Origin of the sequence: [Mycobacterium] stephanolepidis, assembly GCF_002356335.1 — a bacterium.
In the GTDB taxonomy this organism is placed as follows: domain Bacteria; phylum Actinomycetota; class Actinomycetes; order Mycobacteriales; family Mycobacteriaceae; genus Mycobacterium; species Mycobacterium stephanolepidis.
Map to the genome: position 1 here is coordinate 349,157 of NZ_AP018165.1, position 26,787 is coordinate 375,943.

Genomic DNA, 26,787 nt, shown 5'->3' on the forward strand with positions numbered 1-26,787 from the left:
CATGACGCGGATCGTGTGGGTAACCGGAATTGCCTTGGCAGCGTTCGCTTTTACGGGCTGTGGTTCACCATCGACGGAGCAAAAGCCCGTGTCCACGTCGGCCGCGCCATCCTCGACATTGCTCCCCGAGCCTTCGCACAAGGTGGTGCCGCCGGGCGGTGTCTACTGGAACCCGGTGACCCAGCAGCCTGCAGAGAAGCCCACCGAGATCGTGCTGACTCCCGCCGACGCCGGGGACATGCTTGTCGACATCACCTGGGACAGCTGGACGCAGCAGCAGGCGACCGGGAAGGCAGTCCGCGCGACGAAGGACTGTGTCCCCGACTGCGCGACGGGCGGGACAACCCGCCGAGACGTCACGCTGGTCTTCCAGGACTCGAAGGCGCTTCCCGATGACGCCGGCTGGTGGCAGTTCACCAAACTGGTGATCACGGGCAGCGACGGCAAGTCCGAAACCATCGATATGCCCATGACAGCGCAGTAGGAGCGCGTCAGTCAGCGATCACGTCCAAGGTGCCGAACAGCGTGAGCCCCGCAGCACGAGCCAGCGCGCTGGACGCTGCGTTGTCCACCTGGCATCGGTACTGCGGCTCGTAACCCCGCGCACACGCGTACCGGAACACGGCACGCACCAGCTGCCGGGCGTGGCCTCTGCCGCGGAATATCGGCAGCATCAGCACTCCGAGGTCCATGATCGCCGCGTCCTCCCACTGATAGATGCTGGAGACGGCGACGAGGCGGCCGTTGTCGAAGGAGCCGAACACCGCCCAATGACCCAGCTCCACTTGGGCGTTGTCCAAATCTTCTGCCGAGGCAACCGATTCGAATGCCGAGAAGATCGCCTTGTCGTCGGCGGTGAGCTGGCGGACATCGCCCGTGGGTACTTCGGCCACGAGCGCGTCGCGCGCATCGTTGGTGAAATAGAAGAGGTTGTCCGCCCCGTGCATCGCGATGCCGGCCTCATCCAGGCTCGTCCAGAATCGGGACTCCGAAAGGGGCTGTGCACCATCGATTCCCGTGCGCTCGGAGAGTTCGGGTGCGAGGGTGATGCTGGTCTTACCGTCGACTGTCTTGAGCGCCATGAGCCGACTGTCCTCGTCGAGGCCGGCGTAGACCGCGAGTTGGAAATCGTCATCGGTGTGCAGGACGGTACCGCGGCCAAGGTAGCCCTGCCAGAAATCGGTGATAGTGGGGGAGAAGTCAGGCATCGGCTCTATCTTCTTGAAGGTAATCGCTTATGGCACAAACGAATCCAGAGCAGAGGCTGTTCTGGGGCGGTGCCACCGAACATCGCGGTGCGTTCAAAGAATCAGGCCGCCTGCGTCCCGAAGGACACAGACGGCCTGATCTTTTTGGAGTTCTAGGGCGTCAGCCCATCAACGACGTGAGCAGCGGGTTGCCGGAAGTCTCGGCCCGCTTCTCGGGGTCGGTGCAGTCCTTCCACTTGCCGTTCTCCTGCACGAATTCACGCTGCTGATTGGCGGTCACGTCGTGGCCCTGAGCGGTGACCCCGGCGGTCGCCGTCGGTCCGGTGACGTTGATGTCGTGGACGTCGTAGGTGACGCCGGACAGCACCTCCTTGGCTGCTGCGCGGAACGACGAACGGTAGGCCTTGTCGTCATTGTTCTGGATCGCGGTGGTCAGCGCCTGGGTGGTCGGCCCGGAGACCCCGGCTGCCGACGCAACGGCGCTGATCATGCTCGGCCCGTACCCAGCGACCTGACCGATCGGGGGGATCTGGTCATCAGCAGACTTCGAGGCGATCGTGCCCCGGTACTTGTCGCAGAAGAATGTCGAGAGGGTGGCGTTGTCGAGCGACTTGATGGCCGAAGCCTCGCCCGAGATGATCTGCCGAATCTGCTGGTCATCGGCGGGTGCGGCGGCGGCCATCGCCGGTCCGCTGAGGGCGGCCGCCAGCGCGATCACACCGGCGCCCACAAGGCGATTCTTCATGTAAAGCTCCCATTCGTGGGGTTTTGTCAAACCTTACCGAAAGAAATGTCGCGTGCTTCCGCTTAGCTGTTACCGGTACATAGCGACCAGGAGCACCACCGCTGCCAGCAGGCCGATCAGCATCACGGCCTTGCGCAGCTTCCAGACGATAAGCAAACCGATAGCGATGGCCGCCAGGGCGACAGGATTCGACGCGAGTTCAGAGACGGCCATGCATCCACCATGTCACGGCGCCCGGAGTGCCGGCCGTTCCGCCATGCTGATGAAAAAAGGCCCGACCGGGGGATACCTGGTCAGGCCTTACTTCCAGCGTCGGGGTATTCGGCGCTATGCGCCTCCTACCCCTTTCCTCGCCTCGGATGAACGAGCACGCTCGCTCATCTCTCAGCTCAGTCGGGGTGGCGGGATTCGAACCCACGACCTCTTCGTCCCGAACGAAGCGCGCTACCAAGCTGCGCCACACCCCGCTTTGAAGCCAGGCAAGGGTATCGCATCGAGGGCTTCGGTCGCGAATGCGTTGACTCGCGTGCACACAAACCGGATATGACGTGCCCTTATTGTCTCGAGGCCTAACCCCACCGGCCGGTGTTCTCGAACTCGGCAAGACGCTCCGTAGGGGCCAGCAGATCGAATCCCTGCTCGGCGACCCAGGCGTCGTCGAAGTAGGTGTCGACATACCGATCGCCGGTGTCGGCCAACAGCGTCACCACCGACCCCGGGACACCGTCCCGCACCATTTCCGAGATCACCCGGAACGCGCCGGACAGGTTGGTTCCCGTCGACGCACCCACCCGACGACCCAGCACGGCGCTGGCATGCCGCGTGAGCGCCACCGACTCCGCATCGGGTATCTGCTCCATACGATCCACCACGGTCGGCAGGAACGATGGCTCGACACGAGGACGTCCGATGCCCTCGATACGCGACGAAATTCCGGTCACCACGTCATGTCCGGCGATGTAGGACGGGTAGAACGCCGAGTTGTCGGGATCCACCACACACAGTTTGGTGGGGTAGCGGCGATAGCGGATGTAGCGCCCGATGGTTGCGCTGGTACCGCCGGTGCCTGCCCCGACCACGATCCACGTTGGCAGCGGGTGCTTTTCGTAGTGCATCTGGGTAAAGATCGATTCGGCGATGTTGTTGTTACCGCGCCAGTCGGTCGCACGCTCGGCGTTGGTGAACTGGTCCAGATAGTGTCCGCCGGACTCGTCGGCGAGCCGCTGCGCCTCGGCGTAGACCTGCTGTGCCTGATCGACGAAATGGCAACTACCGCCTTGAGACTCGATCAGGGCGATCTTGCTGGGACTGGTGGAGGCCGTCATCACCGCGATGAACGGCAACCCCAGCAACTGCGCGAAGTAGGCCTCGGACACCGCGGTCGAACCGGACGAGGCCTCCACGACCGTGGTGCCTTCCCGGATGAACCCGTTACACAGCGCATACAGGAAAAGCGAACGCGCCAAACGATGTTTCAGGCTGCCGGTGATGTGGGTGGACTCGTCCTTGAGATACAGCTGCACATCCACGGTGTCGGCCCAGGCCGCAGGCAACGGGTACCGCAGCAGGTGAGTGTCAGCGCTACGACGAGCATCGGCCTCGATCAGCCGGACCGCGTTATCGGCCCACGCGCGGCTCACGTCACTGCGCGGTGGCGCTGGGCAGCCGGTCGCCGGACTCGGCGGCGGTACCTTGACCGTCGATGCGCGCAGGCACCAGGGTCAGCAGCGTCGCCTCCGGACGGCAGAAGAACCGCATCGGCGCGAACGGCGATGTTCCGATACCCGCCGACACGTGCAGCTGCATGTGCGAACCCCAGCGTGACGGACCCTTCACCCGGGAACGGTCCAGCTCGCAGTTGGTGACGATCGCCCCGTAGAACGGCAAGCACAACTGCCCACCATGGGTGTGACCGGCCATCACCAGCTGGTAGCCGTCCTCGGCGAAGCGGTCCAGCACCCGCGGCTCGGGGGAATGGGTCAGCCCCAGGCGCAGTGTGGCCAGTGGATTCGGCATCCCGGCGATGGTGTCGTAGCGGTCCCGGTGCAGATGCGGGTCATCCACCCCGGCGGCCGCGATTCGCACCCCGCCGACCTCCAGCTCGTGCCGAGTGTGGGTCATATCGTGCCAACCGCGCTCGGTGAACGCGGCGCGCAGATCCTGCCACGGCAACGGTTCTCCGTGCTTGCGTTCATCGCTCTTGTACAGATATTTGGCGGGGTTCTTCAGCCGCGGGCCGAAGTAGTCGTTGCTTCCGAAGACGAAAAGTCCTGGGACCGAGAGCAAATCACCCAGAGCCTGAACCACCGAGGACACCGCCTTGGGGTGAGCCAGGTTATCGCCGGTGTTGATCACCAAGTCAGGCTGCCACTGCGCCAGCTCGCGCAACCAGGCCTGCTTGAGGTGCTGGCCGGGACGCATGTGGATATCGCTGATGTGCAGTACCCGCAGCGGCGAGGCGCCTGGGTCGAGTACATCCATCGTTGCCTCGCGGACGGTGAACGCGTTGCGTTCGATGATCGACGCGTACCCGATGCCAAGCGCGGCCGAACCCGCCGAGTAAGCGGCCGCTCGCTTGATAACCGTGTTGAACGACGTGTTCATCATCCGAGAGTAACTCCGAAAGCTGAGTGACCCTTGATCACCAGCGCAAAACGTGGCGAATTTCTCGTCGTGAACGGCGTGGGTGTAGACGGGCAGCTAGCTCACGGGGGCGGCGCCAGCACCGGCACGGTGATCGGCGGCAGGCCGGGGATGTTGACGACCGTCGTCGTCATCTCGCCCGGTGGGCCGCCCAGGCCCGGAATGACGATAGGCGGCGGCGCCGGCGGGATGCCGTTACTCAGCAAGATGGTGACGACCGAGCCGGGGATGGTGGTTCCGGATGGGCTGGTGCCGACGACCTCGTTGAACGGCGCGGTGCTGTTCACCACGCTGGCCTGGTCGGCCACCTTGAATCCGGCCTTCTTGAGAACATCACGTGCCTCGGATTCGCGCAGCCCGTTGATGCTGGGCACCTTGGAGCCCGGACCTCCGTCCACGTACCGCGGTTCGGTGGGCGGCAGGGCGGTAGGGCCGTAGTTCTCGGCAATCGGTTTCATAGCCTCGAACCAGGCCCGTGCGGGCTCATTGCCGCCGTACAGATTTCCGTCGCCACACTTGCGTAGCGGGAAAGAACACAGATCGCCGGGGGACGTCGAGTCGTCGAAGATGTAGCTCGCCGCGGCCAAGTTGTTGGTAAATCCCAGGAAGGCCGAAGACCGGTGCGCCTCAGTGGTTCCCGTCTTACTGGATAACGGCAGACTCCAGCCGACCGAGCCCGCCGAACCCGCGGCGGTGCCCCCGGGCTGATCGTCCTTACTCAGCGCGTTTGCGAGGGTGTTGGCGAGTCCGGTGGGTACCGCCTGCTCGCAGGCCTCGGTGGTGGTCGGAACCTCTTTGCCGTGGCGGTCGAAGACCTTGTCGATGGGATTGGGCGGGCACCACTTGCCGCCAGAGGCCAAAGTGGCTGCCACATTGGATAGTTCGAGGGCGTTCACCTGGATGGGGCCCAATGTGAACGAGCCCAGGTTGTACTTCTTGATGTAGTCGGCCAGGCTCTCGTCGCCCTCGGGGTCATAGGGCTTGGCGGTGCCCGCCTGTGCGTACGAACGCATCCCCAACTTGACGGCCATGTCGACGGCTTTGGACACGCCGATCGACTGAATCAACCTGGCGAACGCGGTGTTCGGCGAGGTGGCCAGGGCGTCTGTGACGCTCATCGGAGAGCGGTAGTTACCGACGTTCTTGACGCACCAGGTGTCCTTGGGGCAGCCCTTGGTGCCGTCGCTACTGCCGAGTCCCTTGGCGGAGAAGGTGGGCGGCACGTCGAGCACGGTGTTGATGCCCATGCCCATATCCATGGCCGCGGCCACCGTGAAGATCTTGAAGATCGATCCGGCGCCGTCGCCGACGAGGGAGAAGGGCTGGGGCTGCATCGTCTCGTTGGCCGCGCCATCCAGGCCATAGGTGCGACTGGATGCCATGGCCATGATCGGGTGGCTGGTCTGTCCCGGCTTGATGACGCTCATGACGTCGGCGACACCGTTGAGACCCGGATCGGCGACGTGGGATACCGCCTGTTTCACCGAGTTCTGCACCTCGGGATCCAGGGTGGTGCGGATGAGGTATCCGCCCTTCATCACCTGGTCCTTGCTGATACCCGACTTGGCCAGGTAGTCGAGCACGTAATCACAGAAGAACGCGCGGTCTCCGGCGGCGATGCACCCGCGCGGCAACTCATTGGGCTGGGGCAGCACACCGAGGGGCTGCGCCCGGGCGGCCACCAGTTCGGCCTTCTTTTCCGGGGCGTTGGCGATCATGGTGTCGAGCACCAGATTGCGGCGGGCCAGCGCACGTTCGGGATTGACATAGGGATTGAGTCCGGAGGTGGACTGCACCATGCCCGCCAACAGTGCCGCCTGCTGCCAGTTCAGGTCCTTGGCGTCGACTCCGAAGTAGGTCTGTGCGGCATCCTGCACACCGAACGAGTTGTTCCCGAAGGACACCAGGTTCAGGTACCGGGTCAGGATCTCCTGCTTGGTAAAGGTGCGGTCCAGCCGCAGTGCCATCCGGATTTCGCGCAGCTTGCGCGCGGGGGTGGTCTCGATGGCGGCCTTGCGTTCGGCGTCGGTCTTGGCCACCACCAGCAGCTGGTAGTTCTTCACGTACTGCTGCTCGATGGTGGAACCACCGCGGGTGTCCTCGTCGCCGGAGGCGTAACCGGCCAGGCCGCCGAGCGTGCCCTTCCAGTCGACACCGTTATGCGAGGTGAACCTCTTGTCTTCGATGGACAACAGGGCCAGCTTGATGGTGTCGGCGATCTGATCGGCGGGCACCTCGAATCGCCGCTGCGTATAGAGGTAGGCGATCTTGTTGCCCTTGGCGTCTTCCACGGTGGTGACCGCAGGCACCTCGCCCTCGAGCAGCTGGGTGGAGCCATTGGCCACCACATCGGATGCGCGATTGGACGCCAACCCGAAGCCGCCCGCGAAGGGGAACATCAATCCGGCCAGGATGACCGCCGCGATAAGCCCACAGCCCGCGAGCTTCGCGAGGGTCACCGACTCGGGCGGGCGTTCTGGCATAGGCACAGGGTACGTGGCCTCCCCAGAGGTGTCTGCCGGTAGTTGATCGGTAACGCCGGCCCCCGGCGAGGCGATGAAAAAGACGTTGTCGGCACAACCGTCCCAAAAAATTCGGATCAGGTGTTGCGTTGAAGATCTCTGACCACTAACTTGATCTCACGGTGTGATTCAAGTTACACACCAAGCGGAGTGTGGCCCACGCCTCTTATGGGCCGCTAGTGACAGAAGGGATTGCCAGTGTCAGCTTCACGGCCAGCCATGAGTGCGTTGCATACGGCGGTATCGATCGATGGTGGAGAAGCGCGCATTGCCTGGGTTTCACAGGCCAGATGCAGACAAGGCGACCCTGACGAGTTGTTCGTTCGCGGCGCGGCGCAGCGCAAGGCCGCTGTGATCTGCCGGCACTGCCCGGTCATGATGGAATGCGGTGCCGACGCGCTGGACAACCGCGTGGAGTTCGGCGTGTGGGGCGGACTGACCGAGCGGCAGCGTCGCGCGATGCTCAAGGCTCACCCCGAGGTGGATTCCTGGGCCGACTTCTTCGCCGCGCAGCGCAAGCACAAGAGCGCGGTCTAACTAAGTCTTTTCGTCGAGTGTCGACTTCTCGGATTGTTCTCCTGAACTTCCACCCGAGAAGTCGACACTCGACGTGTATCTAGGGTTAAGAGGCGACGCCGGTGATCTGATCGGCGATCGCGCGCAGCGCATCCACGTCAGAGACATCGAACGGGAGTGACGGCACCCCGACGATCGGAACCGTGGGATTGGCGCTCGTAAACCGCGACAGCAGCCGGATTTCCCGCTTTGCCGTGGCCGCGCGCTCGGCATGAACCCGCAGCACCGCCGCCGGCAGGCTGTATTCGCCAGACTCTTCGAGGTTGTCCGCGACATCGACGGCGCGCTCGACGGTCAGGGTCGACAGCGTGGGATGAGTGCGGTTGAGGATGAGGCCGGCCAGCGGCATGCCCTCCTGGGTCAGCCGCTCGACGAAGAAGGTGGCCTCACGCAACGCATCGGGTTCGGCGGCCGACACCACGACGAACTGCGTGCTGCGTCGGCGCAGCAGCTCATAGGTGCGGTCGGCCTTCTCGCGGAATCCCCCGAACGTGGAGTCCAGAGATTGTACGAACATTGAAGCGTCGGAAAGCAATTGCGATCCGAGGACCGTCGACAGCGCTTTCATCGCCAGCCCGACGGCTCCGGTGACGATCCGGCCCAAGCCGCGACTGGAGCCCAGCAGCATCTTCCAGAGGCGTCCATCCATGAAGCTGCCCAACCGTTTTGGCGCGTCCAGGAAGTCCAGTGCGTTACGCGACGGCGGCGTATCCACCACGATCAGATCCCATTTGTCTTCATGGAGAAGCTGTCCCAGCTTTTCCATGGCCATGTACTCCTGTGTGCCCGACATGGAGGTGGCGACCGTCTGATAGAACTTGTTGTCCAGAATCGATTGTGCGCGATCGGATCCCGCGTGCTGGACCACCAGCTCGTCGAAGGTGCGACGCATGTCCAGCATCATCGCGTACAGCTCGCCCTTGATGCCCTCGATATGCACCTGTTGTGGGGTGTTGCCCAGCGCCTCGATGCCCAGCGACTGGGCCAGTCGGCGGGCCGGGTCGATGGTCAGCACCACGACGGTGCGGCCGTACTCCGCGGCCCGCAGCGCGACCGAGGCGGCCGTGGTGGTCTTGCCGACACCACCGGCCCCACAGCAGACCACGACGCGGTTCTTGCGGTCTTCGAGGATGGCCGCCATGTCCAAGACGGCAGGTGTGTTGCTCATCGGACTCCCTGCTCGGCCAGGCTCTCGGCCAGTTCGTAGAGGCTGCCCAGGTCGACACCGTCGGCCAGGGAGGGCAATTCCAGTCGAGGTATCTGCAGCTCACCGAGCAGTTCCTCGCTCTCGGCGCGCGCCCGCATCCGCGTCGCGTGCTCGATCGTCTCGGTGAGCAGACCGGCGAAGTCGGCGTCGGAGATGGTTACGTTGTTGTCGGTCAACGCCTTACGGACCGCATCGGCGTCAATGACGCCCTCGGCGGCCTTGTCCAGATCCGCGGGAGACAGATGTGGCACCACGGTTCGGTTGACGATGACGCTGCCGATCGGCAGTCCCATCGCGCTCAGTTCGGCGATGGCCTCGGCAGTCTCCTGCATGGGCAGCGCCTCAAGCAGGGTCACCAGGTGAATGGCCGTCTGGTCGGAGTGCAACAGCTTGCGCACCCCCTCGGACTGCGAGTGAATGGGTCCGCCCTTGGCGATATCGGACAGCGCCGACGTCACATCGAGGAAGCGGGCGATCCGGCCGGTGGGCGGGGCATCGACCACGACGGCGTCGTAGACATGCCGTCCGGACTTGTCGACGCGGACGATGCACTCCTTGATCTTTCCGGTGAGGATGACATCGCGCAGACCCGGCGCAATCGTGGTCGCGAACTCGATGGCGCCGATGCGCTTCATCGCACGCCCGGCCAGACCGAGGTTGTAGAACATCTCGAGGTACTCCATGAACGCCGTCTCGATCTCGACGGCAAGCGCGTTCACCGCCCCTCCGCCCTCGGCGGTGGCGATCTTGAGTTCCTTGGGCGCCAGCGGGGGTACGTCGAAAAGCTGGGCGATGCCCTGCCGGTTTTCGACCTCGACCAGCAGCACCTTGCGGCCACCTGCGGCGAGCGCCAGGGCCAGGGCCGCGGCGATGGTGGACTTTCCAGTCCCACCCTTGCCGGTCACAAAGTGCAGTCGCGCATTCGCGACTCGCGCGGGCCAGGCGTTGGCTGGGGTCCCTGCGTCGTCGTCAGGGGAAGTGTTCACCACGCACGCATGCTAACTGTCCACGATCGACTGCCAACGACGAACGCCCTAGGGTGCGTGTATGACCGAACACATCGTATGGGAGTACGCCACCGTCCCGCTGTTGACACACGCCACCAAACAGATCCTGGACCAGTGGGGAAGCGATGGTTGGGAACTGGTGAGCGTGCTGCCGGGGCCCACTGGTGAACAGCATGTGGCCTACCTGAAGAGGTCGAAGTGAGCACGCATAGCGCCCGGCTGGCCGAGTTGGGAATCGAACTGCCCGCTGTCGCCGCACCCCTGGCGGCGTACCAGCCCGCGGTGCGCAGCGGCAACCATGTCTACACCTCCGGGCAGCTGCCCATCGTGGACGGCACCCTGGTCACCGCCGGAAAGGTCGGCGCCGAGGTATCCCCGGAGGACGCCAAGGCCTTGGCCCGCATCTCTGCCCTCAACGCGGTCGCCGCAGTGGACGCACTCGTGGGGATCGACAACGTCGTGAAGGTGGTCAAGGTCGTCGGCTTCGTCGCATCGGCATCGGGTTTCACCGGTCAGCCCGGCGTGGTGAACGGGGCATCGGAACTGCTGGGTGAGGTGTTCGGGGACGCCGGTGTGCACGCGCGCTCGGCCGTGGGCGTTGCGGAGCTGCCGATCAACGCCCCGGTGGAGGTGGAGATCATCGTGGAGGTCACAGCGGAAGCATCCGCCTGATGACCCACCCCGCCTACGGGCAGCTGCGTCCGGTCACCGAAACCGCTTCGGTGCTGCTGGCCAACAATCCGGGGATGATGACGCTGGAAGGCACCAACACCTGGGTGCTCCGCGCCCCTGGCAGCGATGAGATCGTCATCGTCGACCCCGGCCCGGGTGTCGCCACCGGTGACCCCGATGTGCACGTCGAGGAGCTGGCGAAGATCGGCAAGGTGGCACTGATTCTGGTGAGCCATCGGCACTTCGATCACACCGGCGGCGTCGACAGGATGGTCGAACTGACCGGTGCGCCGGTGCGTGCGGCGGACCCGGCATGGCTGCGGGGCGACTCGGTGGCCCTGACCGACGGCGAACACATCGACGTCGCGGGCTTGTCCATCTCGGTGCTCGCAACACCCGGGCATAGCGACGACTCGGTGGCCTTCGTTCTGGACGACGCAGTACTGACCGCGGACACCATCCTCGGGCGGGGTACGACCGTCATCGCGCAGGACGGCGGAGGCCTCGGTGACTACCTGGAGTCGCTGAAACGTCTTGAGGGCCTGGGCAAGCGCACCGTGCTGCCCGGACATGGTCCCGAGTTGGGTGACTTGTCGGCGATATCGGCCGAGTATCTGGCACACCGCGAGCAGCGCCTTGACCAGGTGCGCGGGGCACTGGCCGCATTGGGCGAGGATGCCTCGGCGCGCCAGGTCGTCGAATTCGTCTACACGGATGTGGACCCGTCGCTGTGGGGCGCTGCGGAATGGTCGGTGCAGGCGCAGCTGGACTACCTGCGCGCTGTCTAGCCAGCGGTGAACCCCATCCCATTGGCCCTCGCGGGCTCGCTCAGCTGGGGCATCAGTGACTTCATCGGCGGGCACGCGAGTAAGCGACGTTCGACCCTCGCCGTACTGGCGCTGAGCCGGCCCGTCGGGCTCGCAGTGGTGAGCCTGGTTGCGCTGGCCACGTCCTCATCGCATTTCGACGGCCGCACGCTACTGGGAATGCTTTCCGGCCCTGCGGCTTTCACGGCGCTTTACGCGTTGTATCGCGCGCTTGCCATCGGACCGATGGGCGTCGTCTCGCCGATCGCAGCGGTGGGTGCGGTGGTGCCGGTCCTCTGGGGCGCCGTGATCGGGCAATCACTGTCGGGGCTGATCTATCTGGGGCTGGCCGGCACCCTTGTCGGCGTCATGGCGGCCTCGGCCTCACAGGGGCTGGACGGACAACGCCCGGGTAGACAGGTGCTCATCTGGTCGTTCTTCTGCATGGTGATGTTCGGTGTCTGCATGATCCTGCTGGCCGAGGCCGGCAGGTACCACCCGGTTGAGGCGGTGGTGGTCTCTCGCGCGACCGAGGTGATGCTGATCGCGGTGCTCGGGGCATTCAGCTGGAAGAACCTGCGGGCCAATCTGCGCCCGCCGTTCGGGGTGGTGCCCTTCGCCGGGGTGCTCGACACCTCGGCGATTCTGTTGTTCACGTACGCCTCAGCGCACGGAAGCCTCGGCATCGCGGCGGTGCTGTCCTCGCTGTACCCGGTGGTGACGGTACTGATCGCCCGTGTGGTGCTTCATGAGCGGCTCAGCCGGATTCAACAAGGCGGTGCGGTGCTGACTCTGGTGTGCGTCGCGGTGGTCGCTTTGAGCGCATCACGCTGACGCGCGCAGAAGCTAGCGCGCGCGGCGAGCCAGTCGCTCCGAGTCGGAGATCAAGACGCTCTTGCCCTCCAGTCGGATCCATCCGCGGTGCGCGAAGTCGGCCAGCGCCTTGTTCACGGTCTCGCGGGACGCACCCACCAGCTGAGCGATCTCTTCCTGTGTCAGGTCGTGCGTCACGCGCAGCGCGCCGCCCTCCTGAGTGCCGAACCGCTGGGCCAGCTGCAGCAGCTGCTTGGCCACGCGACCGGGCACATCCGTGAAGATCAAATCGGCCAGATTGTTGTTGGTGCGACGCAGGCGGCGAGCCAACACGCGCAGTAGCTGCTCGGCGATCTCCGGACGGTCGGCGATCCAGGCGCGCAACGCGTCCCGGTCCATCGACACGGCGCGCACCTCGGTGATGGTGGTGGCGCTCGACGTCCGGGGTCCCGGGTCGAAGATCGACAGCTCACCGAACATGTCCGACGGACCCATGATCGTCAGCAGGTTCTCACGGCCGTCGGGTGACCGGCGTCCGATCTTCACCTTGCCGGTGGTGATGATGTACAGACGGTCGCCAGGCTCGCCCTCGGCGAACACCGTGTGTCCGCGCGGAAAGTCAACCGGCTGCAGCTGCTTGGTCAGCGCCGAGATGGCACTCGGTTCGACACCCTGGAAGATTCCGGCCCTGGCCAGGATCTCGTCCACGTTTGCCCCTTACCCAAATTCGTTAGTCATGCTTGCGCTGGCCTACTCGACATGAGTCTAGAGGCCAAGTCGCTAAAGAACGTGATCCAAGCTACACCGCTGCGCCACCGGCACGCAGTGAATCCACCACCGAATGCCGAGAGCGCATCGAGGACACACCCTCTTCACGCAGGCGATTCATCGATGAACCGTTGATTCGTGGCTGGTTGTAGCCGTTTGTGGTGGCCTCATACACCGCCTCCAAGGACGGTTCGATGCGTTGCAATTGACGCCGGTGCAAGTCCTCGATTGCTGACGGCATGCCGTCGCGCGCGAGGCGATTCATATCCGAAGGACTGGCTTGGTCCAGGAAATCGGCGACCTCGCTCGGTTGCAAGGTATGCCGCATCAACCCGGCTTCCAGCTTCCCGAGCCCAAGGCTGGCAAGCATGAGAAGTCCGGGTACCAACAAACCGAATAGGCCCGACACGGGTTGAAGTAAACACGCCCAAGATCTCGACGAGGTCACGAAAAACAACCGGTTTGTCCTGCGCAGGGGTGCAATCGGTGGGCACGCTCGCCCCTCCCGTGTCATCGGCTCCCGCTACCCTGGGCTTGTGTCAGTGACCGGATCGGCCTCTAAGCCCAGAGCGAAATCGACGGTGAAGACGCCGGCCCCGGCCCGAACCTGGAAGCCCGAGACGCACACGGGGCTGGTCCGTCGGGCGCGACGAATGAATCGCACTCTGGCGCAAGCATTTCCACACGTCTACTGCGAGCTCGACTTCACCAACCCGCTGGAATTGGCGGTCGCCACCATCTTGTCGGCGCAATGCACCGACGTCCGAGTCAACATGGTGACGCCCGCGTTGTTCGCCAAGTACCGCACCGCGGAGGACTACGCAGGGGCCAACCGGACCGAACTCGAGGAGATGGTCCGCACCACCGGCTTCTACCGGAACAAGGCGAACTCGATCATCGGGCTGGGTACCCAGCTGGTGGAGCGATACGGCGGTGAGGTGCCACCGCGGCTGAAGGACCTGGTCACCCTCCCCGGCATTGGTCGCAAGACGGCGAATGTCGTCCTGGGCAATGCCTTTGACATCCCGGGCATCACCGTCGACACACATTTCGGACGGCTGGTGCGACGTTGGCGGTGGACCGAAGAAGAAGACCCGGTCAAGGTCGAGCACATCGTCGGAGAGCTGATCGAGCGCAAGGAATGGACCCTGCTCAGTCATCGGGTGATCTTCCACGGTCGGCGGGTATGTCATGCCCGCAAGCCCGCGTGCGGTGTCTGTGTACTGGCCAAGGACTGCCCGTCATATGGGCTGGGCCCAACAGATCCCGAGCTGGCCGCGCCGCTGGTGAAGGGGCCGGAAACCGAGCACCTGCTGGCCCTGGCCGGGTTGTGACGTGCCTCGGCTCAACACCGGGGCACGGTGGACGATCGTGGGGATGGTGCTGGTCGCCGCGCTGATCACCGTCATGTTGTCGCAACAACACGATCAGCGGCGCACGCCGCGGGGGCAGGATCCTGTCGTCGCTCGCGAACGCCGAGACGCCGACACCCCCGACGCCCTCGCGGAACTGTTCCGCCAGGCGCAACTGCCGCCGTGTCCCAACGCCGGCAGCGCCCCGAGCATGCGCGAACTAGCCGGGATAACGCTGGAATGCAGTGGGGTCAGGGTGCCGGTCGGTCCCGTCCTCGCCGGGCGCCAGGTGGTGCTGAACCTGTGGGCCTATTGGTGCGGTCCCTGTGCCGACGAGCTGCCGGCGATGGCCGAGCTGCAGCGCCGCGCGGGCGACAAACTCACTGTTGTCACTGTGCACCAAGACGAGAACGAGGCGGCCGGGCTGGCCAAGCTCGCCGAGCTTCACGTCAGGCTGCCGATGATCCAGGACGGGGCCCGGCGCATCGCCGCCGCGCTGAAGTCACCGAATGTCATGCCCACGACCATTTTGATTCGAGCGGACGGTAGCGTTGCCCGAGTGCTACCGCGTTCGTTCACTTCGGCGGATGAGATCGGTGCCGAGGTGGAACAAGCGTTGGGAGTGAGGTTCTAGGTCGTGACTGCCGATGAGCCGCTTACGCGAAGAGGGTTGGCGACCGCGCCGCTGACGCCCGGTGCCGCTCCAGACTGGATGCGACCGCTGGTGGATAACGCCGCGGGTGTCAAGGACATCTACGGCCGAGGCGTGCACCCCGCGATCAAGGCGGTGCTGCGGGCACGCAATCGGCCCTCTTCCGGGCGCCCTGCCGCGGTGCTGGTGCTGGTGTCCGCCGACCAAGCGGTGACCGACCCCACCGAGGCGGATCTGTTGTTGACGGTGCGCGCCTCGACCTTGCGTCAGCACAGCGGCCAGGTGTCCTTTCCCGGCGGTGCCACCGATCCCGGTGACGGAGGGCCGGTGGGGACCGCATTGCGTGAGGCACAGGAGGAGACGGGGCTGGACCCCGTTCGCGTGCAGCCGCTGACGGTCATGGAGCCGCTGTTCATTCCACCGTCCGGTTTCCACGTCTCTCCGGTGCTTGCCTACTCGCCCGACCCGGGACAGGTTCTTGCCGTCGATCCGGGCGAGACCGCCGAGGTGTCACGGGTGAAGATCGGTGACCTGGTGGACCCGGCGAATCGGATCATGGTGACTAAGAAGACATTTGGTATTCGTTACAGCGGCCCGGCCTTCTTGTTGCCGGGGATGTTGGTGTGGGGCTTCACCGGCCAGATCATCTCCGCGATGTTGGAGGTGTCCGGCTGGGCGCAGCCATGGGACACTCGTAACCTTCGTGATCTTGATGAGCTGCTGGCCGAGCACCTGGGAGGGTCGGTATGAATCTGAATCCATCACAGTGGCTCGATATCGGCGTCATCGCCGTCGCGTTCATTGCCGCGGTGTCTGGGTGGCGTTCCGGCGCACTGGGTTCCTTGATGTCCTTCGTCGGGGTGATCCTGGGCGCGGTGGCCGGCGTCATGCTGGCCCCTCATGTGGTGGGCAACCTGGATGGGGCGCGCACCCGGTTGTTCGCCTCGCTGCTGCTCATCCTCGTGTTGGTGGTCATCGGCGAGGTTGCGGGCGTGGTGCTGGGCCGGGCCATGCGTGGCGCCATCAAGAATCGTGCGCTGCGCGCCGGTGATTCGGTGGTGGGAGTGGTACTGCAGGTGGCCGCCGTGCTGGTGGCCGCGTGGCTGCTGTCCATTCCGATGCAGAGTTCCAATCAGCCGAACATCTCTGCGGCAGCACGTGAGTCGAGGGTTCTCAGCCAGGTCGACAAGTACGCGCCGGACCAACTCCGCAAGGTGCCCAACGACCTGTCGAAGCTGCTGGACACCTCGGGTGTGACCGGTGTGTTGCAGCCGTTCGGTAAGACCCCGATCGCGGCCGTCGACGCGCCGGATTCGACATTGGTTGACGGTCCTGTGGTGCGGGGAGCCGAGCCGAGCGTCGTCAAGATCAAGGGCATTGCCCGCAGCTGCCAGAAGTCGCTTGAGGGAACCGGATTCGTCATCGCACCGCATCGAGTGATGTCGAATGCGCACGTGGTGGCCGGTACGAACAGCGTCACCGTCGAGTCGGCCGGGCAGACCTTCGATGCCACGGTGGTGGCCTACGACCCCAATGCCGATATCTCGATTCTTGCGGTTCCGGATATGCCGGCCACTCCGCTGGTGTTCGCACCCAAACCCGCCAAGACCGGGGACGACGCCATCGTGCTGGGCTACCCGGGCGGCGGGAACTACAAGGCGACACCGGCGCGGGTTCGGGAGATCATCGAATTGAACGGCCCGGACATCTACCGGTCCACCACGGTGACGCGCGAGGTATACACCGTCAGAGGCTCGGTGCTACAGGGCAATTCGGGCGGTCCGTTGATCGATACGGAGGGGCGCGTGCTCGGTGTGGTCTTCGGGGCGGCGATCGACGATGACGACACCGGCTTCGCGCTGACCGCCAAGCAGGTCAAGGATCAGCTCGCCAAGGCCGAGCTCTCCGAGCCTGTCGGCACCGGCAGTTGCATCTCCGCGCCGGAGGCCAACAAATCGCCCCAGCCCGTCAGCGGTCCGCAATCACCGGCGCCCAATAAAGCTCCGTAGGTGCTCGTTGACGGTGCCGGGGTCTTCCTCGTGGCCGTAATGGCCCACCCCGCGCAGCGCGACGAACTGGCCGTGGGGTGCGAAGGACAGTGATCGATGCACCGGGTCGGCGAGCACGTACGGATCGCTGTCGCCGCGCATGTGGAGTACCGGGACGGATAGTTCACGGTTCATTGATCGCATGAAACGCCAACCCTCGCTGCGTAACTGGCTGCGCACCGCCCATCGTTGATACTCCAGCGCGCAATGGGCCACGCCGGGGATGGCGATCGCGGTGCGCAGTTGCTGGATGGTCTCGGCGAAATCGTCGGTGGTGGTCCACTGTTCGCCCGCCCGCGAGCGCACCAGACGTTCCAGCTCGGCGCCGCGATGACGTGTCAGGGTGCGCTCGGGGAGGATGGGCAGCTGGTAACGCATCAGCGAGGGCAGTAGCGCGCCGCCCTGCCCGGTTCTGCGGAATGTGGCGGTGCGCAGGGCGATCGGGTGCGGCGAACTCACCACCGCGATGGCATCGACGAGGCGCGGATGCAGGTTCGCGGTGGCCCAGCAGACCAGTCCGCCCTCGGCATGCCCGACCAGCGTGGCCGACGTGTGTCCCAGGGCGCGGATCAAGCCGGCGGTGTCTCCGGCCAGCGTCCATCCGTCGTATCCGCGTGGCGGTTTGTCGCTGCCCCCGTAGCCGCGGAGATCGACGGCCACCACGCGGGCATCCGTCAGCTCGCGAAGCTGATGCCGCCACGACCACCAGAAGGACCCGAACCCATGCAGCAGCAACACAAGGGGCCTGCTGGTGACGGCCACGGTTGGTGTGTGGGGAGTCTCGGCTTCCACGACATGGAAGCGAATGCCGTTGGCGTGTACGTCAAAATGGCGCCACGGGCCGACGATGCGGACCACGGATGGGTCGGGGTGGCGTGCCGTCTGGTCGAACAGCATGGATGCGTCGGTGTCGAGCCGACTTCAGTGGGCTACCAGCCCGACGGGTCTGTGGGTTTGGCCGACTTGGTCAGTGCGGGAGTCTCGTCGTCTCGCGAGGTGAACACGGTCCGTGTTTCCTTGACGGAGGCGATGGTGTCGCGTGGTCCTCGGATTCGTCTGACCTGGAGGAAACCGATCAGCACGGCAAGGATCGCGACGAACACCATGGCGGCGAAGATGATCAGGTACGCAGCCCATGCGGGCAGCCAGATCTTGAGGATCTCCGCGGCGAAGAAGAAGAAGAAGAACGTCGAGTAGAACAGGACGACGAGAGCCGCGATGAAGAAGATGCTGCCCGCGACGCCCTTCTTGACGTCCCGGACGACCTCGGCGCGGGCCAGCTCCACCTCGGCACGCACCAGAGCGGAAACCTGGGTGGTGGCGTCACGGACGAGATTGCCGATGGTGGGTTCTCCGGTGCCGGTCGCGTTCGGATCGGACAGCGGAATGGCGGCGACGGTGATCGGAACACCATTGCTGTCCGTGCGGTAGTTGCGGCTTCCAGGGCTGCTCACTGTGCTCCCTCCGTGTCCCTTGCGGGTCCGGTGTGATGTCGTGCGGCCTATGTTGCCACGTCGGTGATGCCAGGGCTGCGGCGCGTCTGACCCCGGGGCGTCGTTACCCAATCGATAGCACTGTGACAGAAGTGACCAGTGTGAATCTTGTTTAGAATGGTGTCAGGCATGGCCGACGGGGGAGAGATGCGGCCGGAATGAGAGAGGCTGCACGACATGAGGTCACTTGGACGGCATATGCGGTACGGATCGCCGGTCCTGATCGCACTGTTTGGCCTCGTCGTGGGCACGATTCCGGCTGGTGCGGCTCCTGCCGCCGGAGCCGATGACAAGGTGCCCATGGGCGGCGGATCTGGGCTCATCATCAACGGTGACACCCTCTGCACGCTGACGACGATCGGCCACGACAACAAGGGCAATCTGGTGGGCTTCACCTCTGCTCACTGTGGTGGTGCGGGTTCTCAGGTGGCCTCCGAGGACTTTCCCAAGAAGGGTGTGGTCGGAAAGTTCGTCAACGGTAACGAGCAATACGACTACGCCACCATCCAGTTCGATCCCGAAAAGGTGCAGCCGGTATCCACCTACAAGGGGTTCGCCATCACCGGAATCGGACCGGATCCGCAGCCCGGCGACATCGCGTGCAAGCTGGGCCGCACCACCGGTAACTCGTGCGGCGTGACCTTTGGTGCCGGAGCCGAGCCCGGCACCTTCATCAACCAGGTCTGCGGACAACCCGGGGACTCGGGTGCGCCGGTCACCGTAAACGGACAGCTGGTGGGGATGATCCACGGCGCCGCCACCAAGCTGCCGGTGTGCGTCATCAAATACATCCCGTTGCACACGCCGACCACCACATACTCGATCAACACCGTGCTGGCCGATATCAACGCCAAGAACCGCACCGCCGGAGTCGGTTTCACCCCGGTCGGCTAGCTCGCGGTCCTACTTACTGGCTCTGATCGCCTCGAAGACGCTCGGGTCGACCAGTGTCGAGGTGTCGCCCAACTCGCGTCCCTCGGCCACATCACGCAGCAGCCGCCGCATGATCTTGCCGCTGCGGGTCTTGGGCAGCTCGGGCACCACGTGAATCTCGCGCGGCTTGGCGATGGGCGAGATCTCCTTGGACACCTGAGCTTTCAGGTGTGAGACGAGCTCGTCGCCCTCGACGGTGTGGCTAGCCTTGAGAATCACGAACGCCACGATGGCCTGCCCCGTCGTCTCGTCGGAGGCGCCGACGACGGCGGCCTCGGCGACACCATCATGTCCGACGAGCGCGGATTCCACCTCGGCGGTGGAGATTCGGTGGCCGGAGATGTTCATGACGTCGTCGATGCGACCCAACACCCAGATGGCGCCGTCGCTGTCATAGCGTGCGCCGTCTCCGGCGAAGTACCAGCCCTTCTCGGCATAACGGGACCAGTAGGTCTCCTTGAACCGCTCGGGGTCGCCCCAGATACCGCGCAGCATGGACGGCCACGGTTGATCGAGCACCAGGTATCCGGTGACCGGTTCATCGCCGCTGGCCGGCTCCAACCGATTCCCGTCGTCATCAACGATTTTCGCGGAGATACCGGGTAGTGCGCGCATCGCCGAGCCCGGCTTGGTGTCGGTGACGCCGGGCAGCGGGGAGATCATCGCCGAGCCGGTTTCGGTCTGCCACCAGGTGTCGACGATGGGGGTGCGGTTGCCGCCGATGACCTCGCGGTACCAGCGCCATGCTTCCGGGTTGATCGGCTCGCCGACGCTGCCGAGTAGTCGCAGGCTGGATAGATCGTGTGCGAACGGGATCTCGCGTCCCCACTTCATGAACGTACGCACCAGCGTGGGAGCGATGTAATAGATTGTGACACCGTACTTTTCGATGATCTCGAAATGCCGGTGCTCGTTCGGCGAGGTGGGTGTGCCCTCGTAGAGCACCTGGGTGGCGCCGTTGGACAGTGGGCCGTAGACGATGTAGGTGTGACCGGTGACCCAGCCGATATCGGCTGTGCACCAATACACGTCGGTGTCGGGCTTGAGGTCGAAGATGTTGAAGTGCGTGTACGACGTCTGCGTCAGGAAGCCACCGGAGGTGTGCACGATGCCCTTGGGTTTTCCGGTCGTTCCCGAGGTGTACAGCAGGAACAGCGGATGCTCGGAATCAAAGGATTCGGGCGTGTGGGTAGTGTCGGCGTGAGCGACCGTCTCGTGCCACCACAGGTCGCGTTCCTGCGTCCAGTCGACTGGAATCTCGGTGCGGCGCACCACCAGAACATGTTCGACGGAACTCGGCTCGCCGCCCAGCGCTTCGTCCACGGCGGCCTTCAGTGGGGCTGCGGTGCCGCGGCGCCATTGGCCGTCGGAGGTGATGACCAGCTTGGCCTCGGCGTCGTCGATGCGCGCCCGCAGCGCCGCGGCGGAGAATCCCGCGAACACCACCGAATGCATCAGCCCCAGCCGCGCACATGCCAGCATCGCCACGATCGCCTCGGGCAGCATGGGCATGTAGATAGCAACCCGGTCGCCGGAAACCAGGCCGAGCTCGGTCAGATAGTTGGCCGCCTGGCTGACCTGAGCAAGCAGCTCGGCGTAAGTGATGGTGCGGGTATCGCCGGGCTCGCCCTCCCAGTGGATGGCGACGCGATCACCATTGCCGGCCTCCACATGCCGATCGACGCAGTTGTAGGCGACATTGAGCTTCCCGCCGACGAACCACTTCGCGAATGGCGCATCGGACCAGTCGAGTACGTCGCCGAATGGCTCGCTCCAGTGCAGACGGCCGGCCTGCTGTGCCCAGAACCCGAGCCGATCTTCCTCGGCCGCCTGATAGAGGTCGGCGGTCGCGTTCGCTGTCGCCACGAACTCCGGCGACGGCGGGTAGCGATCCGGTTCGGTGCTGATTTCGGTCATCTGATCTGGCCTTTCTGCCCTAGACAGGTCCGCCCGAAAGCCTAGTGGGCGGCCTGGGTTACCGAGAAGTAATTGAGGTCGTCGTTCAGATCCGGGCGTGGCGGTGTGTCGATGGAGAGACATCGGCGTGTTACCCGCCTATGGTTCGTCCTACCTATTTCAGCTACCGAAGGGCAGGGTGAGGATGCGGTTTCGCCGACTGGCCGTCGCGTTGCTCGTCGGCATTGCCGCGCTCCTGCCCGCCGGGTGTGGTGACCTGGTGACTCCGGCACCCCCGGGGTACTTCAGCATGTACATCACCGAACCCGAGCACACGTTGGTCCCGGGAAACACCACCGAGAATCAAGGTGGTCGGATCTTGCGCTCGCTATTTACCGCGCTGGTCGAGTTCAACAACGACACCGCGGAAGTGGAATACACCGGCGTGGCCGAATCGATCACCAGCCACGACAACGTCAATTGGACGATCAAGCTCAAGCCGGGATGGACGTTCCATAACGGCGAGCCGGTGACCGCCCAGTCCTACGTGGATGCCTGGAACTACACCGCCTTGAGCACCAATGCCCAGGGCTCCTCGAGTTTCCTTGCCAATGTCGACGGGTTCGGTGATCTCCAGGGAGATCCGAAGAACAAGATCCCACCGCGTGCCACCCAGATGCGCGGACTGCACGTCGTGGATGACGTGACATTCACCGTCCGGCTCAACACCCCGTTCGCCATCTACCCGATGACCTTGGGATACACCGCGTTCCTGCCGCTGCCCAAGGCCTTTTATCGGGATCCGGCCAAGTTCGGTGTGCACCCCATCGGCAACGGCCCCTTCAAGGCCGACGGCGACTGGGTGCGCGGTATCGGGTTCACGCTGAGCCGTTACGACCAGTACGCCGGCCCGAAGAAGGCCAAATCCAAGGGTTTGATCTGGCGGGTGTACACCGAGGGCCTGACCGCGTACACCGATATGCAGGCCGGTGCCCTCGACATTCAACTCGATCTGCCCGACTCCGCCTACGAGAACGCCAGGGCCGAATTCGGATCGGCCTTCCTGGAGCGGCCCCGCCCGGATATCACCTCGCTGGGCTTCCCGATGTACGACCCGCGTTACAAGGATGTACGTGTGCGTCAGGCGATTTCGATGGCCATCGACCGTGAGGCGATCACCCAGGTAATCTTCTCCGGCACCCGCACTCCTGCCACGTCGTACGCGTCGGCGGTGGTCTACGGGTACCGCAAGGGGGCGTGCGGAAAGCTGTGCGAGCTGCACGTCGATGAGGCCAACAAACTGCTCGATGACGCCCACTTCGACCGGAGCAAGCCCATTGAGCTGTGGTACAGCTCATCGAGCACCGGCGCACTGTCGTGGGTGCAGGCCATCGGAAACCAGCTGCAGTCGAACCTGAAAGTGCCCTACATCCTCAAGAGTCTGCCGTGGTCGCAGTTCCTGCCGTTGCAGGACAGCAAGGGGATGACGGGACCGTTCCGCTCCGGTTGGGTGATGGACTACCCATCGATCTACAACTTCCTGGAGTCGTTGTACGGCACGGTGGCGCTGCCACCGGCGGGCTCCAATTACGTGTTCTATAGCAATCCGGCATTCGACGAGCTGTTGCGGCAGGGGAACAACCAACCGACTGTGGAACTGGCCACCAAGGCGTATCAGAAGGCAGAAGACCTGTTGTTCAAGGACCTTCCGGCCGCGCCGTTGTTCTATGAGGTCAATCAGGCGGTGCATTCCAAGCGGGTGAGCAACGTCAAGATCAGTATCCAGGACTGCATCGAGTACGCCGATGTGGAGGTCGTGCAGTGACGGGACGCAAGTGGCCACGATCGCTGATCAACGAAAGGGTTGATAGTCGGGGAGTGGAGCGTGCACTCCCGGTTCCGTGGCTCGATGATGTGCTGGACGTTCGGCGGCTTTGGCAAAACGCGGGCCTGTTCCGGTACGTCGTGAAGCGGCTGCTGCTGGCCATACCGGTCCTCATCGGCACCTCCCTGCTCATCTACTCCCTGGTGTACGCGCTGCCGGGTGACCCCATTCGGGCGCTGGCGGGCGACCGCCCGTTCACCCCCGAGGTCATGGCTCAACTGAGGGAGCGCTTTCACCTCAATGATCCGTTCCTGGTGCGCTACGGCAAGTACATCGTGGGCTTCCTGCACGGTGACTTCGGTACGGATTTTCAGGAACGCCCTGTTGCGCAAACTGTTTCACAGCGCCTGCCGGTGACGTTGAGGCTCACAGTGGTGGCCGTGGTATTCGAGACGATCATCGGCATCACCGCCGGAGTGCTGTGTGCGGTGCGCCGTGGATCGTTCTACGACAATCTGGTTCTGGTCACGACGACGCTGCTGGTATCGATGCCCGTGTTCGTGCTGGGCTTCCTGGCGCAGTATCTGTTCGGCTTCAAGCTCGGCTGGTTCCCGATCGCCGGAATCCGCGACGGCTGGTACAGCTTCCTGTTGCCGGGGCTGGTGCTGGCCTCATTGTCCATGGCCTATGTGGCTCGGCTCACCCGAACCTCGATGTTAGAGACCATGGATGCCGACTTTGTTCGGACCGCCCGCGCCAAGGGCATCTCCGAATCGCGCATTCTTTTGCGGCACACGCTGCGTAACAGCCTGATTCCCGTCGTCACGTTCATCGGTGCCGACGTGGGTGCGCTGTTGGCGGGTGCTGTCGTCACCGAGTCGGTGTTCAACATCCCTGGACTGGGGAGGGCTACATTCGATGCGGTGCGCAACCAGGAGGGCGCCGTCGTGGTGAGCATCCTGACGCTGATCGTCTTCTTCTACATCTTCTTCAATCTCGTCGTTGACATCTTGTATGCGCTGCTGGATCCGAGGATTCGCTATGAGTGACCCCATACATGCCCCCGGCCCGGTCTCGGGCCCCGATGCCACCGCAGAATCGTTGGTGGAGCAGGCGGATCTCTGGGGGAACGCCTGGAAGTACCTGCGGCGCAGTGGATTCTTCATCACCGGGTCGATCCTGCTGACGATTCTGGTCCTGATGGCGTTGGCCCCGCAGTTGTTCACCTTCGGGAAGGACCCTCGCGACTGCGACCTCTATCAGGCGCGCAAGGGGATCAGCGCGGCGCATTGGCTCGGTACAGACCTACAAGGATGTGACTACTACGCCAACGTGGTCTATGGGGCGCGGGTGTCGCTGACGATCGGCCTGATCGCGATGGTGGGCGTGTTGATCATCGGTGTCCTCGTCGGGGCGCTGGCGGGGTACTTCGGAGGTTTCGCCGACTCCATGCTGTCTCGGTTGACCGATGTTTTCTACGGTATTCCAACGATTTTAGGTGGCATGATCCTGCTGTCCGTCGTCGGTCATCGGACGGTGTGGAGCGTGGCGGGCGCGCTGATCGTGTTCGGCTGGATGACCTCGATGCGGCTGGTGCGATCCAGTGTGATGACCATCAAACAGAGCGACTACGTCCAGGCCGCCATCGCGCTGGGAGCACCGACATGGCGAATCCTGCTGCGGCACATACTTCCCAATGCGCTGGCGCCCGTGCTCGTATACGCCACCATCGCGGTGGGCAGCTTCATCGCGGCGGAGGCCACGCTGACCTATATGGGCATCGGGCTGGAGTTGCCCGAGATTTCGTGGGGACTGCAGATCAACGATGGGCAGTCCCGTTTCGCCACCACGCCGAGACTGGTCATCGTTCCCGCCCTGTTCCTCTCGGCCGCCGTGCTCGGCTTCATCATGGTTGGAGACGCCCTCCGCGATGCTCTCGATCCGCGGAGGAGGTAGGCGGTGTCCGCAGATTCCGTGGTTGAGATCAAGGACCTCGCAGTCGATTTCGAGGTCGACAAACAATGGGTGCCGGCGGTCAAGGGTGTCTCGCTGACCGTCGCCAAGGGCGAGGTGCTCGCCATTGTCGGCGAATCCGGCTCGGGGAAATCGACCACGGCGATGGCCATTCCTGCGCTGTTGCCATCCAGCGCACGGGTGGCGGGAAGCATCAAGCTCAACGGTGCCGAGCTGCTCGGCGCCACCAACGACGAGCTGCGCGAGGTCCGCGGCAAGGATGTTGCCGTTATCTTCCAGGAGCCGATGACGGCGCTGAACCCGGTCTACACCATCGGTTGGCAGATAGCCGAGGCCGTGTGTGCGCACAAGAAGATGACGCGCAGGCAGGCACGTGAGCGCGCCATCGAACTGCTGGAGCTGGTGGACATGCCGGAGCCCGAGAAGCGGGTCAAGCATTACCCCCACCAGCTTTCCGGTGGTCAGCGTCAGCGCGCAATGATCGCGCAGGCACTGGCCCTGGACCCCGGGCTGCTCATTGCCGATGAGCCCACCACTGCGCTGGATGTGACCGTGCAGGCCGAAATTCTTGATCTCATGCGTGATCTGCGGCATCGCATCGAGGCCGGCATCATCCTGATCACCCACGACATGGGTGTTGTCGCCGATATGGCCGATCGCATCATGGTGATGAAGGACGGTGAGGTTGTTGAGGAGGGTGATGCTGACGGCATCTTCCACCGGGCACAGCAGCCGTACACGCAGCAGCTGCTGGCATCGGTGCCGCATCTGGGTGCGACATTGGGCGATGCCGACGAATCTTCAGTTCCGGTAACCGATCTGGCCCTGAGCGTGGAACATGCCGTCATCGAGTATCCGGGAAAGGGCGGCAATTTCCGAGCCATCGACGATGTGTCCTTCTCCATCGGCAGAGGCGAGGTGGTGGGCCTCGTCGGCGAGTCCGGTTCCGGGAAGTCGACCATCGGGCGCGCTGCGGTGGGCCTACTCAAAGTGACTTCGGGCACTATCTGTGTTGCCGGACAGGATATTTCGGCTGCCAATCGCAAGCAGCTGCGGGATATCCGGAGCAAGGTGGGGGTGGTGTTCCAGGATCCGGGATCCTCGCTGAATCCGCGATGGCCGATCGGCCAGTCGATCGCCGAACCGTTGACCCTGCACACCGATATGGATCGCTCCCAACGGGAAAATAGGGTCAAGACGTTGTTGGAGCAGGTGCAGCTGCCTGCGAACATGCGAAACCGGTTCCCCCACCAGCTCTCCGGAGGACAGCGACAGCGAGTGGGTATCGCGCGGGCGCTGGCGCTGGAGCCGACGCTGCTGATCGCCGACGAGCCGACCTCGGCGCTGGATGTCTCGGTGCAGGCACGCGTGCTCGAACTCTTCGCCGAACTGCAACGTGAGCACGGGTTCGCTTGCCTGTTCATCAGCCACGACCTGGCGGTTGTCGAATTGGTGGCGAGCCGCATCGCGGTACTCAACCACGGTCGCCTTGCTGAGTTCGGTTCTGACAAACAGGTATTGACCGCACCTACCGATGACTACACCAAGCGTCTGCTGGCGGCGGTTCCGGTACCCGATCCTGAGCAGCAGCGAATCCGGCGCGAGGAGCGCAAGGCTCTGCGGTGAGTCTCTTATGCGACGAGTCAT

The 26,787-nt window shown here is 64.1% G+C and carries 28 protein-coding genes and 1 tRNA gene; 15 read left to right on the forward strand and 14 right to left on the reverse strand.

Going from position 1 to position 26,787, the window contains the following annotated elements:
- The first annotated feature begins 1 nt into the window (after position 1).
- Positions 2-484, forward strand: coding sequence for a hypothetical protein (locus tag MSTE_RS01820; RefSeq protein ID WP_096498525.1), 483 nt, complete (start codon positions 2-4; stop codon positions 482-484).
- A 7-nt stretch (positions 485-491) separates the two neighbouring features.
- On the opposite strand, the gene MSTE_RS01825 is transcribed toward MSTE_RS01820, so the two are convergent.
- The 7 genes from MSTE_RS01825 to ponA2 all read right to left on the reverse strand — a co-directional run bounded on the left by MSTE_RS01825 (position 492) and on the right by ponA2 (position 7,079).
- Entirely contained in the window at positions 492-1,208 is a 717-nt protein-coding gene (locus MSTE_RS01825; RefSeq protein WP_096498526.1) for a GNAT family N-acetyltransferase, read from the reverse strand.
- Between the two features lie 160 nt (positions 1,209-1,368).
- Positions 1,369-1,953, reverse strand: a complete 585-nt coding sequence (locus tag MSTE_RS01830; protein WP_096498527.1) for a hypothetical protein — start codon at positions 1,951-1,953, stop codon at positions 1,369-1,371.
- A gap of 69 nt (positions 1,954-2,022) precedes the next feature.
- Entirely contained in the window at positions 2,023-2,166 is a 144-nt protein-coding gene (locus MSTE_RS25160) for a hypothetical protein (protein ID WP_046252311.1), read from the reverse strand.
- Between the two features lie 180 nt (positions 2,167-2,346).
- Positions 2,347-2,420, reverse strand: a tRNA-Pro gene (locus tag MSTE_RS01835).
- Positions 2,421-2,522: 102 nt separating this feature from the next.
- Entirely contained in the window at positions 2,523-3,593 is a 1,071-nt protein-coding gene (gene cds1, locus MSTE_RS01840; protein WP_096498528.1) for an L-cysteine desulfhydrase Cds1, read from the reverse strand.
- Between the two features lies 1 nt (position 3,594).
- On the reverse strand, positions 3,595-4,557 hold the full coding sequence (locus MSTE_RS01845) for a metallophosphoesterase (protein WP_096505317.1): 963 nt from the start codon (positions 4,555-4,557) through the stop codon (positions 3,595-3,597).
- 101 nt (positions 4,558-4,658) lie between these two features.
- Positions 4,659-7,079, reverse strand: a complete 2,421-nt coding sequence (gene ponA2 / locus MSTE_RS01850; RefSeq protein WP_096498529.1) for a transglycosylase/D,D-transpeptidase PonA2 — start codon at positions 7,077-7,079, stop codon at positions 4,659-4,661.
- 258 nt (positions 7,080-7,337) lie between these two features.
- On the opposite strand from ponA2, the gene MSTE_RS01855 reads away from it, so the two are divergent.
- Entirely contained in the window at positions 7,338-7,655 is a 318-nt protein-coding gene (locus tag MSTE_RS01855) for a WhiB family transcriptional regulator (RefSeq protein WP_030095909.1), read from the forward strand.
- 85 nt (positions 7,656-7,740) lie between these two features.
- On the opposite strand, the gene MSTE_RS01860 is transcribed toward MSTE_RS01855, so the two are convergent.
- Together MSTE_RS01860 and MSTE_RS01865 are read right to left on the reverse strand one after the other, a co-directional pair.
- Positions 7,741-8,862: an ArsA family ATPase gene (locus tag MSTE_RS01860; RefSeq protein ID WP_030095908.1), complete on the reverse strand. Its 1,122-nt coding sequence runs from the start codon at positions 8,860-8,862 to the stop codon at positions 7,741-7,743.
- On the reverse strand, positions 8,859-9,815 hold the full coding sequence (locus MSTE_RS01865; RefSeq protein WP_408645898.1) for an ArsA-related P-loop ATPase: 957 nt from the start codon (positions 9,813-9,815) through the stop codon (positions 8,859-8,861). The genes MSTE_RS01860 and MSTE_RS01865 overlap by 4 nt, the downstream gene beginning before the upstream one ends.
- Before the next feature lie 133 nt (positions 9,816-9,948).
- On the opposite strand from MSTE_RS01865, the gene MSTE_RS01870 reads away from it, so the two are divergent.
- From MSTE_RS01870 to MSTE_RS01885, 4 genes are read left to right on the forward strand one after another with little or no spacing between them, the layout of a single operon-like run.
- Positions 9,949-10,110 carry a DUF4177 domain-containing protein gene (locus MSTE_RS01870; RefSeq protein ID WP_096498532.1) on the forward strand — a complete coding sequence of 54 codons (162 nt, stop codon included), beginning with the start codon at positions 9,949-9,951 and terminating at the stop codon, positions 10,108-10,110.
- Complete coding sequence (locus MSTE_RS01875) at positions 10,107-10,580, forward strand: RidA family protein (protein ID WP_096498533.1); 474 nt, start codon at positions 10,107-10,109, stop codon at positions 10,578-10,580. The genes MSTE_RS01870 and MSTE_RS01875 overlap by 4 nt, the downstream gene beginning before the upstream one ends.
- Positions 10,580-11,368: an MBL fold metallo-hydrolase gene (locus MSTE_RS01880; RefSeq protein WP_096498534.1), complete on the forward strand. Its 789-nt coding sequence runs from the start codon at positions 10,580-10,582 to the stop codon at positions 11,366-11,368. The genes MSTE_RS01875 and MSTE_RS01880 overlap by 1 nt, the downstream gene beginning before the upstream one ends.
- A 6-nt stretch (positions 11,369-11,374) precedes the next feature.
- A complete protein-coding gene (locus MSTE_RS01885) occupies positions 11,375-12,220 on the forward strand; it encodes a DMT family transporter (RefSeq protein ID WP_096498535.1) in 846 nt (281 codons plus the stop codon).
- Between the two features lie 12 nt (positions 12,221-12,232).
- Here MSTE_RS01885 and crp read toward each other — a convergent pair whose 3' ends face one another.
- Together crp and MSTE_RS01895 are read right to left on the reverse strand one after the other, a co-directional pair.
- Entirely contained in the window at positions 12,233-12,907 is a 675-nt protein-coding gene (gene crp / locus MSTE_RS01890) for a cAMP-activated global transcriptional regulator CRP (protein WP_096498536.1), read from the reverse strand.
- A gap of 91 nt (positions 12,908-12,998) precedes the next feature.
- A complete protein-coding gene (locus MSTE_RS01895; RefSeq protein WP_096505319.1) occupies positions 12,999-13,337 on the reverse strand; it encodes a hypothetical protein in 339 nt (112 codons plus the stop codon).
- Positions 13,338-13,548: 211 nt separating this feature from the next.
- On the opposite strand from MSTE_RS01895, the gene nth reads away from it, so the two are divergent.
- Genes nth through marP form a run of 4 tightly spaced genes read left to right on the forward strand, consistent with a single transcriptional unit; the run spans position 13,549 to position 16,980 of the window.
- A complete protein-coding gene (nth, locus tag MSTE_RS01900) occupies positions 13,549-14,301 on the forward strand; it encodes an endonuclease III (RefSeq protein ID WP_193442070.1) in 753 nt (250 codons plus the stop codon).
- A 1-nt stretch (position 14,302) separates the two neighbouring features.
- The gene (locus MSTE_RS01905; protein WP_096498538.1) at positions 14,303-14,953 is read left to right on the forward strand and encodes a TlpA family protein disulfide reductase; all 651 of its coding nucleotides are present in this window, start codon (positions 14,303-14,305) and stop codon (positions 14,951-14,953) included.
- A 3-nt stretch (positions 14,954-14,956) separates the two neighbouring features.
- Entirely contained in the window at positions 14,957-15,721 is a 765-nt protein-coding gene (locus tag MSTE_RS01910) for an NUDIX hydrolase (protein WP_096498539.1), read from the forward strand.
- Positions 15,718-16,980: an acid resistance serine protease MarP gene (gene marP / locus MSTE_RS01915; protein ID WP_096498540.1), complete on the forward strand. Its 1,263-nt coding sequence runs from the start codon at positions 15,718-15,720 to the stop codon at positions 16,978-16,980. Before MSTE_RS01910 ends, marP begins: the two co-directional genes overlap by 4 nt.
- Here the strand turns inward: marP and MSTE_RS01920 are convergent.
- On the reverse strand, positions 16,954-17,916 hold the full coding sequence (locus MSTE_RS01920; RefSeq protein ID WP_096498541.1) for an alpha/beta fold hydrolase: 963 nt from the start codon (positions 17,914-17,916) through the stop codon (positions 16,954-16,956). The genes marP and MSTE_RS01920 overlap by 27 nt on opposite strands.
- Positions 17,917-17,948: 32 nt before the next feature.
- Positions 17,949-18,473 (reverse strand): phage holin family protein, encoded by a 525-nt coding sequence (locus MSTE_RS01925; protein ID WP_046252330.1) that lies wholly within the window; start codon positions 18,471-18,473, stop codon positions 17,949-17,951.
- Between the two features lie 237 nt (positions 18,474-18,710).
- Here MSTE_RS01925 and MSTE_RS01930 point away from each other — a divergent pair, with 237 nt between their 5' ends.
- Positions 18,711-19,406: a chymotrypsin family serine protease gene (locus tag MSTE_RS01930; RefSeq protein WP_096498542.1), complete on the forward strand. Its 696-nt coding sequence runs from the start codon at positions 18,711-18,713 to the stop codon at positions 19,404-19,406.
- A gap of 9 nt (positions 19,407-19,415) precedes the next feature.
- Here the strand turns inward: MSTE_RS01930 and acs are convergent, their stop codons facing one another.
- A complete protein-coding gene (acs, locus tag MSTE_RS01935; protein WP_096498543.1) occupies positions 19,416-21,362 on the reverse strand; it encodes an acetate--CoA ligase in 1,947 nt (648 codons plus the stop codon).
- Positions 21,363-21,546: 184 nt separating this feature from the next.
- Here acs and MSTE_RS01940 point away from each other — a divergent pair, with 184 nt between their 5' ends.
- The 4 genes from MSTE_RS01940 (at position 21,547) to MSTE_RS01955 (ending at position 26,766) form a co-directional block, all read left to right on the forward strand.
- Complete coding sequence (locus MSTE_RS01940) at positions 21,547-23,166, forward strand: peptide ABC transporter substrate-binding protein (RefSeq protein ID WP_096498544.1); 1,620 nt, start codon at positions 21,547-21,549, stop codon at positions 23,164-23,166.
- 89 nt (positions 23,167-23,255) lie between these two features.
- Positions 23,256-24,215 (forward strand): ABC transporter permease, encoded by a 960-nt coding sequence (locus MSTE_RS01945; protein ID WP_030095892.1) that lies wholly within the window; start codon positions 23,256-23,258, stop codon positions 24,213-24,215.
- Positions 24,208-25,122: an ABC transporter permease gene (locus tag MSTE_RS01950; RefSeq protein ID WP_096498546.1), complete on the forward strand. Its 915-nt coding sequence runs from the start codon at positions 24,208-24,210 to the stop codon at positions 25,120-25,122. The genes MSTE_RS01945 and MSTE_RS01950 overlap by 8 nt, the downstream gene beginning before the upstream one ends.
- 18 nt (positions 25,123-25,140) lie before the next feature.
- Positions 25,141-26,766, forward strand: a complete 1,626-nt coding sequence (locus tag MSTE_RS01955) for an ABC transporter ATP-binding protein (protein WP_162291534.1) — start codon at positions 25,141-25,143, stop codon at positions 26,764-26,766.
- Positions 26,767-26,787 lie beyond the last annotated feature (21 nt).

Coding starts and splice junctions, on each gene's coding strand:
- MSTE_RS01820 (WP_096498525.1), top strand. CDS start 2: ATGACGCGGATCGTGTGGGTAACCGGAATTGCCTTGGCAGCGTTCGCT.
- MSTE_RS01825 (WP_096498526.1), bottom strand. CDS start 1,208: ATGCCTGACTTCTCCCCCACTATCACCGATTTCTGGCAGGGCTACCTT.
- MSTE_RS01830 (WP_096498527.1), bottom strand. CDS start 1,953: ATGAAGAATCGCCTTGTGGGCGCCGGTGTGATCGCGCTGGCGGCCGCC.
- MSTE_RS25160 (WP_046252311.1), bottom strand. CDS start 2,166: ATGGCCGTCTCTGAACTCGCGTCGAATCCTGTCGCCCTGGCGGCCATC.
- MSTE_RS01845 (WP_096505317.1), bottom strand. CDS start 4,557: ATGAACACGTCGTTCAACACGGTTATCAAGCGAGCGGCCGCTTACTCG.
- ponA2 (WP_096498529.1), bottom strand. CDS start 7,079: ATGCCAGAACGCCCGCCCGAGTCGGTGACCCTCGCGAAGCTCGCGGGC.
- MSTE_RS01855 (WP_030095909.1), top strand. CDS start 7,338: ATGAGTGCGTTGCATACGGCGGTATCGATCGATGGTGGAGAAGCGCGC.
- MSTE_RS01860 (WP_030095908.1), bottom strand. CDS start 8,862: ATGAGCAACACACCTGCCGTCTTGGACATGGCGGCCATCCTCGAAGAC.
- MSTE_RS01870 (WP_096498532.1), top strand. CDS start 9,949: ATGACCGAACACATCGTATGGGAGTACGCCACCGTCCCGCTGTTGACA.
- MSTE_RS01880 (WP_096498534.1), top strand. CDS start 10,580: ATGACCCACCCCGCCTACGGGCAGCTGCGTCCGGTCACCGAAACCGCT.
- MSTE_RS01895 (WP_096505319.1), bottom strand. CDS start 13,337: ATGCTTGCCAGCCTTGGGCTCGGGAAGCTGGAAGCCGGGTTGATGCGG.
- marP (WP_096498540.1), top strand. CDS start 15,718: ATGAATCTGAATCCATCACAGTGGCTCGATATCGGCGTCATCGCCGTC.
- MSTE_RS01920 (WP_096498541.1), bottom strand. CDS start 17,916: ATGCTGTTCGACCAGACGGCACGCCACCCCGACCCATCCGTGGTCCGC.
- MSTE_RS01930 (WP_096498542.1), top strand. CDS start 18,711: ATGCGGTACGGATCGCCGGTCCTGATCGCACTGTTTGGCCTCGTCGTG.
- acs (WP_096498543.1), bottom strand. CDS start 21,362: ATGACCGAAATCAGCACCGAACCGGATCGCTACCCGCCGTCGCCGGAG.
- MSTE_RS01940 (WP_096498544.1), top strand. CDS start 21,547: ATGCGGTTTCGCCGACTGGCCGTCGCGTTGCTCGTCGGCATTGCCGCG.
- MSTE_RS01950 (WP_096498546.1), top strand. CDS start 24,208: ATGAGTGACCCCATACATGCCCCCGGCCCGGTCTCGGGCCCCGATGCC.